This window comes from Syntrophomonas sp. UBA5494 (assembly GCF_002426325.1).
Window position 1 is genome coordinate 13609 of the sequence record NZ_DIPG01000002.1, and the last position, 8272, is coordinate 21880.

The following is an 8272-nucleotide window of genomic DNA, read 5'->3' on the forward strand; positions in this document are numbered from 1 at the left end:
CAGCGTTACCGCATTGGATGCTGCCCGCAATGAAAGCGGTGCTTTAACTGCCGTGAAGGCCAAAACCCTGCCAGTGCTTCCGGTCTGGCCGGAAAATGCCGTACTGACAACCGAAAGTATTATGGCTACCGAGCTTACACTGCGCTGGCCCCAGGTGAGCAACCCCAGTGACCTGGACGGTTATAAGGTATATGTCGACGATGTGGAGGAAGCGAGCCTTCCCGCTATCCAAAACTACTATGAACTTGGCGGTTTAAACAGCGGAAATAAATACATTCTGGCCGTTAAGCCGTTTAATGCCACCGGACAAACCGGGGCAGCCCTTGAAACTATGGCAGTTACCCCCGGCGCCGGCGGATTAACCTTCACTTTTTCTCCTTATGCCATAGATAAAGGTGAAAGCGGATTTTATCACAACTTCGAAATCGTTAACCTGATGGATCTGGATAACTTTAGCCTGGCATGGAATTTTAGTAATGGTCTCGATAAGAACTTGAGATTCAACCTGGAATGTGTTCATCTCATCGAAAAAAGCAGTGGACAGGAAGTGCCCCTTGATTTGGGAACCGAGCCCTACGTCTCCTCCCTGGAAGGTGTATTTGAAGCGGGAGATTTTAAATACATCAGTACCGGCGGTGGCGATGGTACCGGTGACGGAACCGGCGGCGGCGATTCCGGCGCAACTAAGACCCGCCTGCTGAAATTTGAGCCCGGAGCTGCTACCCTGGCCCAAATTACCAAGGGAGCACAGTATGTCATAGAGATTGACCCTGAATTTACCGCCAATAATGGCACCGCCAAATTAGGAAAGATCTTTAGCTTTGCCTTTACTACGGCGGTGGATGATAATGAGGTCCCCTCCTGGCCTGCTGACGCGGAAATTTCGGCCAGCAAGGTAGGAACCGATGCCTTTGTTTTGAACTGGCCCAAAGCAGAAGATAATGTTGGCGTTATAGAGTACCAGCTTTATCAGCAGGGAGAATCCCTTGAATTAATCAAAACATTTAACAGCGACACGACCTCTTATAAAATGGAAAATCTGACCCCTGATACCACCTATAATTTAATTTTACGGGCCAGAGACGCCAAGTCCCAGTATACTCCTGACCTGACCTTGTCGGTTGTCACCCTCTTAAGTGATGATCAGGCTCCTACCTGGGCTGCAGGCAGCAAACTGACGGCCGATGATGTTCTGACCGATAGCATGGACTTAAGTTGGACTGCAGCAGCCGATAATGTGGAGGTCACCGGTTATCGCTTGCTTAAAAACGGCAGTGTGGTAACCGAGCTTGATGCCAATACCTTTTCTTATCATATTACCCAACTAACTCCGGCTACCAATTACATTTTCAAAGTGGAAGCTAGGGATAAAGCAGGCAATTACAGCACAACCGGACCTAAACTGGTAATCAGTACACTGGAGGGAGAAGCGGACACGACGCCTCCTTACTGGACCAGCAACGGTTCCTGGTCCACCAGTGTCACCTACGCCTATGATAAAACCTATCCCGTCTATCACTGGCCCTGGGCGGCAGACAATGTGGCGGTAAGCGCATACCTGGTATACAGAAACGGTGTTCAGATTGCCCAGGTGGACGCTTATACCAACAGTTTCAGTGATGTGTTGGATGTGGACAACAGCGATTATACCTACTCTGTATATGCGGTTGACGCTGCCGGCAATCAGAGCCTGGAAGGCCGCCCAATGACGGTTAAAAGCGGCGATCCGAATTTTGACGTCTATTCACCGGTATGGCCAGCAGACACCAACATCACCCTGTCCGAATTTACCGATACCACTATGAAGATCAAGTGGACCCCGGCCCAGGATAATGTAGCGGTTAGGGGCTACGTGGTGGTCAAAGATGGCCTGTGGGTGGAATGGACCGACCGGGGTGATTCCGAAACCGATCACCGCAGTTATAAAGACTGCTTTGTCGTTTACAACCCGATATATAACCCGGGACCGGCAAGTAATTACCCGCCGTTGGTATCCGGGGAGACCTATACCTTCTCCATCAAGGCTTTTGATACTGTGGAGAATTCTTCCAAAGGTGATCCTAAAATTACCCTGGTGATGGGAACCAATCCTACCGCCGGAGCAGGGATCCCATTCAGCCTTGTTAATGTCGAAAATAAGCGCGGCTCTTTAAATAGTATTACCGGAGCCCTTAACCAAGTGCTGGCACCCCAGGATCCTGAAAAAATTAAGTTTAGCTGGGAATTCGACGAGCCTTTGGCTGCAAACTATGCGGACAAGGTCAGCTTGGTCAATGCCGGAACAGGAGACCGTATAACCCTTGATCCGGCCAATTTCCAATACAATGAAGCTGAAGGCAAAGGGATATTGACCCTGGACTTGGCCCAAACCAGCATTAAACTTGCAGACAATACTGTCTATGTGGTTAAGCTAGACAAGACCTTGGCGGCGCAGAGCGGGGAAAAACTGGATCTGGATATTGCCTGGCAGTTCACCACCGATGTGGCTGACAAAGATGCCCCTTATTGGGGAGCAGAAGACGCTCTGGCGGTATATTTCCTGAAAGCCCCTACCATCGCTACTTTGACCTGGCCCGCCGCTGGGGACAATGTGGCGGTCACCCAGTACAAAGTGTATCAGGGGGATGTATTGCTCGAAACTCTGCCTGCTGAAGCGTTGACTTACGATGTGGAAGCTTTAGCGGTAAATACGTCCTATTCATTTAAGGTTGTAGCGGGAGACTATTTGGAAAACTTCAGTGTTCCTCTGACCGCCGCCTTTAATACTCCCGATGCCGATAACACTGCTCCTGCTTGGCAGCCCGATGATGCTTTAACATTTACCGATATTGCTTCGGATAATGTGAGGGTATCCTGGCCCGCTGCCAGCGATGACCCATATCAAGTGAAGGCATATAAGCTCTACCAAGATGATATCATTGAGCCCTTTGCTGAAGTGGCAGGCGATGTGCGGGAATATACCGTTACCGGTCTAGCTGGAGAAACCACCTATGACATTACTGTTAAAGCCTTTGACTTTAGCGGCAATTTCAGCGGGCTTACGGGTGAGGTAACAACCATTGCTGACCAAGTAAGTCCCCTGTGGCCTGAGGGCAGTATGTTGCAGGCCAAAAATATAAAAGATAACTCGGTTACCCTATATTGGGAGGCAGCTACCGATAATGTCGGAGTAACCAAGTATAACATTTATTGCAACGGAGACAAAATTCAGAGCGTAGACGGCGCAACCTGCGAAGCCATCGTAAGCGGTCTGAAAGGGTCAACGGAATACACTTTTGCAGTAGAAGCAGAAGACTTGAAGGAGAATAAGAGTGCTGATAAATTAAGTCTGGTTCAATGGACAGCACCCGGTTCGATTACGGCCGGCGCCGCTTTCCCCTTTAATTTGGATCAGCCCCTTTCCCATAATGTTGGTCACGATGCTGACAGCAATACCCTGAACAATGCGGTGGACGGCAGCTTTACCAAGAACAACGTGACATTCACCTTCAGCTTTGACAGGCAATTGGCCGAAAATAGCTGGCTGAATAACATTGAGTTAAAGACCGGGGATGGAACAGTTATTCCATTGGAGAGCGTCGCCTTTACTTATCTGGAAAAAGCCGGCGGTAGCTCCTTGTTGAAAATAGCTGTTGCTCCGGATCTGGTAACTGACGGTGAATATATGCTGACAGTGAAAGAATCTCTGCAGGCAGCGGATGGAACTCCGTTGGGACGCAACTTCACCTGGACATTTAATGTTTCGGTGGGCCCGTACGGTGTAACCGATATCGCCGCCGGATATAATTCCTATAGCCCATTTCTCCCGGCCAGTTCCCGTTATTATTTGATGCTTAAGGATGACGGCAGTGTCTGGACCTGGGGAAATAACGATTATGGAACCCTGGGGGATGGCACGACCGACAGCAGAGATGTACCTACCAGAGTCGAAGCCTTGAACGATATAGTTGCGCTGGAAGCCGGCCGGGACAGTTGCTTTGCTTTGGATGAAGATGGCGCCGTTTGGGCCTGGGGGTCTAATGAATTTGGTCAATTGGGTAGAGGAACCGTACCCGGTGGCACCAGCGGACGCCATGGCAATAATACCCCGGAGAAAATTGAAGGCCTGCCGGCGATTGAAAAATTGCATTATGGTTTCGGCAGTGTAGCCGCCCTAAACGAAAATGGCGAGGTATGGATCTGGGGTAATACAGCGGGCGGAACACCTCTAAAAGTAAACGGACTCAGCAATGTTAACGATGTGGCCGCCGAATTTCATGTTTTTATGGCGGTGGGCAGCGATGGTGATGTGTATAGTTTTGGTAGCGGTAGCACTCCGGTGAGAGTTGCGGGCCTAAGCGAAATTGTCGCGGTGGATGCCGAGGGGATCGACCAGAAAAATACGGTTCGTATGGCTCTAAAAGCCGATGGCACTGCTTATATCTGGGATGCCAATACCGGTGAGCCGGTTACTTCTTCACCAACCAGGGTGGAGAATGCCACGCAGATTAAAGCAGTTATAGCTGACGGACCTTATGTACTTGGGACCAATGGACAGGTAAGCAATATAACCTATACTGCGGCACCGGTATTGGGAGACCCCATAAACGGTTTAGGAAACGTTGTAAAGCTGGACAGCTCGGCCAATGGCGGCCTGGCCCTGCAGACAGACGGAACTCTGCTGCAGTTTATCGGTACGGAAGTAAACGAGGTACCTCTAAACCTGGATCCGGTGGACGTACCGGTCTGGCCGGAAGACAGCGCAATAGAGATTACCAACCAGGCGGAGACAGGATTAACCCTGAACTGGCAAAAACCTGATCCGGATATATCCACTTTTGCGGTGTATCAAGAAGGGAATCTGATAGCTACGGTTTCTGGTAATACTTTAAGCTACAACGTTCTGGGGCTAACCAAAGGCCAGACTTATAGCTTCAAGCTGAAAGCTCGTTTTGTAAACAGTGATTGGTCTATTACCGGACCGGAAATTACCGTGACTATGAGTGACTGGAATCCTGTCATGCAGGGTGCCGGAAGGCTGGCTATGAGCCCTGGGCATACCCTGATGATAGGTGATGACGGCAGTGTCTGGGCCTGGGGCCAAAATGAATATGGCCAGCTAGGAACAGGCAATAACAGTGAACAACTGACACCGGTAAAGATCAATGGCCTCACCGATATTGCCAGGGTGGCGGCAGGCGACAACCACAGCCTGGCCTTGGATCAAGCGGGCAATGTCTGGGCTTGGGGTAAAAACGATCTCTATCAATTGGGCAATGACACTACTAGTAACAGCAATATACCTGTAAAGATCATTTCCGGTAATATCAAAGATATTTCTTCGGCGGCCAATTATAACCTGGCTCTGAAAGAGGACGGCACCGTATTGAGCTGGGGTGAACCCAGCTATGCCAACTGCTATTATGCTCTGGAAGGCGGCAGCGCAAAAACACCCGTGCAAAAGCGCTACAACAACGCCAATCCAAACGATGTTCATCCCTTCACCGAGGTGAAGGATATTGCGGCAGGGCGAACATTTAGTACTTATCTTTTCAGCGACGGCCGCATCTGCCGCCAGGGTTACTTTATCGATGCGGTGGGCGCGTCGACTTACTCGCCGATGGGCCGTTATTCAACGCCGCTGGGTATTGCCGCAATCGAGGCCGGAGATAATTTCGTAATCGCCTTGAAGGAAGACGGAACCGTACTTGCACTGGGGGATAATAATTCCGGACAATACGGCAATGGCACCCAGGGCAACGGAACTCCGGCCGATCCCAGACCATACGGCGTAGCGACCGGTCTGAACAACATAGTGGCGGTGGCCGCGGGAGGATATCATGCCCTGGCTTTAAGCGAGAACGGAGATGTCTATACCTGGGGTAAAAACCTCAACGGCCAGCTAGGTACCGGAAAAACCGATATTCACCTGACCCCGGTCAAGGTGGGAAGCTTGGCGGACATCACAGCTATCGGCGGCGGACCCGAAAGCAGCATAGCTTTCAGAAATATGCAGAAGGTCAGCGCCTGGGGTAACAATGACGGCGGCCAACTGGGCAATGGCAGCATAATCAGCGCAAAAACACCTGCAGTGGTTAAAATGACGGGTTATGACGAAGATATAGATGCACCTGTATGGCCGGCCTATTTTGCACTCATGGCGACTGATATTAACCAAAGTGGCACAACATTGGTCTGGACTCCTGCCAAAGATGATATCGGTATAGCAGCTTATGAAATTTATGTAAACGGGGATAAGAAAGCTGAAGTAAATGGTATTATCCAGGAGTACGTGCTAAATGATTTGACGGCAAATATGTCGTATACATTCGGCATTAAAGCCAGGGATGCGGTGGGCAATACCAGTGTTATGAGCAAGACGATATCGGCTACTATGGAAGATAGCGATCCTCAAGTATCACCAATTTTAGCTGCCGATATTACCAACAACATATTGGGCCAGCCTATAGACATTACCTTTACCGATGATGCGATCTGGAGAAATGCAATCACTGGAATAACTATTGACGGAACTCTGACTGAAACAAGCGGATATGAAATAAGTGCAGGTAAGATTGCTTTTGATGCTGGAGTGTTTGATGAAGCCAAAGACTATGTCATCATTGTAAAAGCAACCGGCTATGCTGACGCCAGCATCACCCAGACAATCAATAGCGCTCCTGCTCCGGTGCCGGCGCCAAAACTGCTATCGGGCGAAATAACCAGTAAAGGAGATCTGAGCCTTACTTTTGACAAAGAGATGGCAGATCCTGCCGGCACTCAGGGGCAGTTTACGGTAACCGTTGACGGTGCTGCGGTCGCCGTAAGCGGGGTAGAGACAACCAACACGGTGGAGAAAATCAAACTGGTGTTAAGCACCAAGGCCACTGGAGCTAATAATGTAACTGTCAGTTACACGAAGAGCGCTGATCCGGCCAAACAGTTAAAATCGGTCGATGGGGGATTAGTGGAGAGCTTCAGCACTCAGATCGGAGAGGCTCTGACCAATCCACCGACTTTGAAAAAAGACGCAAGTGACAATCACGTGGGCAATCCGGTTGACATTACATTTATCGATGACGCAGCATGGAGAAATGCCATCTCCGATGTAACCATCGACGGCAGTTCCATAAGCGGCCAGTATAGTGTAAGCGCAGGCAAGATCACCATTGGCGCCGGGTTGTTTACTGAGGCCAGGGACTATGAAATAGCAGTTAAAGCCACGGGATACAGTGACGCCGGCGTCATTCAAAAAATGCACAAGGTGATCACCGGATCAAATGTAACTGTAGACGAAAGCAACAAAAACCTGGCGGTAACCGGCTCTACTCCGGCAACTACGGTAACGATCCCCGAAGGTATAGATAACGCCACCATCAACGTCGGGGAGTTGCTGAATGCACCGGCCGGTGGTGAGGTCCAGACCGGGGCTTTACCGGCCTTGACCATTACTGCCGATACTTCTATCAATGCCGCTCCGGTGCAGGTGGAAATCCCGGCCGGGACAACCGTCAGCGCTCCTGAGGGATGGGACGGAACCATCAATGTTCCCTCGGTACGAGCCAACAATAGTGTTGCCGTTACTCCGGATGAGGGTAAGACCGCTACGGTAAAAGCGGTCATTGAGGTAGGCTTCGGCGATGTGCCGCTTACATTCAGCCAGGCGGTCAAGCTGGTCATTCCCGGCCAGGCCGGCAAGGATGTCGGTTACTTCAGAAACGGAACCTTTACTCCCATAACCAATGTCTGTGCTACAAACAGCCAGGCCTGGGCGGATGCCAACCTTCCCGCGGGAGGAGACGGCAAAGTTGACGATGGTCAGGATCTGGTCATCTGGACCAAGCACTTTACCTTATTTGCCGCTTATGAACAAAGTGCGACCGGAAATGATGGCGGCGGCGGAGGCGGAGGCTCAGGAAGCGGGACTTCCGGAGGTTTGACAGTCAGCTTCAATAAAGCCAAACTTTCGCCGACAGATACCCTTTTGCAGTTTGACTTCGGCAACGGTATAGATAGCACCTTAGACAGCAACTTAAGCAAGATCAAGGTCTATGAAAAAAATACCGGCAGCGAGGTCCAATACTCGGATTACAATTACATCAAACAAGGCCAGGGAGACGATGCGGTTAAGATCCGCCGGCTTGAACTCATGTTTGATAATTTGAAATCCGGTACGATTTATGTAGTTGAATTAGCCGCAGGCTTTGAGGCCAATAACGGCAGTACATTAGGCGCCAAAAAATCCTTTGAATTCACCACTACCGGAACCGCGGCCGCAGCCGGGGGAGCCGGC

The 8272-nt window shown here is 50.3% G+C and carries 1 protein-coding gene; it reads left to right on the forward strand.

The features are described 5' to 3' along the window. The coding region (locus B3W37_RS00210; RefSeq protein ID WP_483174432.1) for a fibronectin type III domain-containing protein at positions 1 to 8272 on the forward strand (8272 nt) is incomplete at both ends.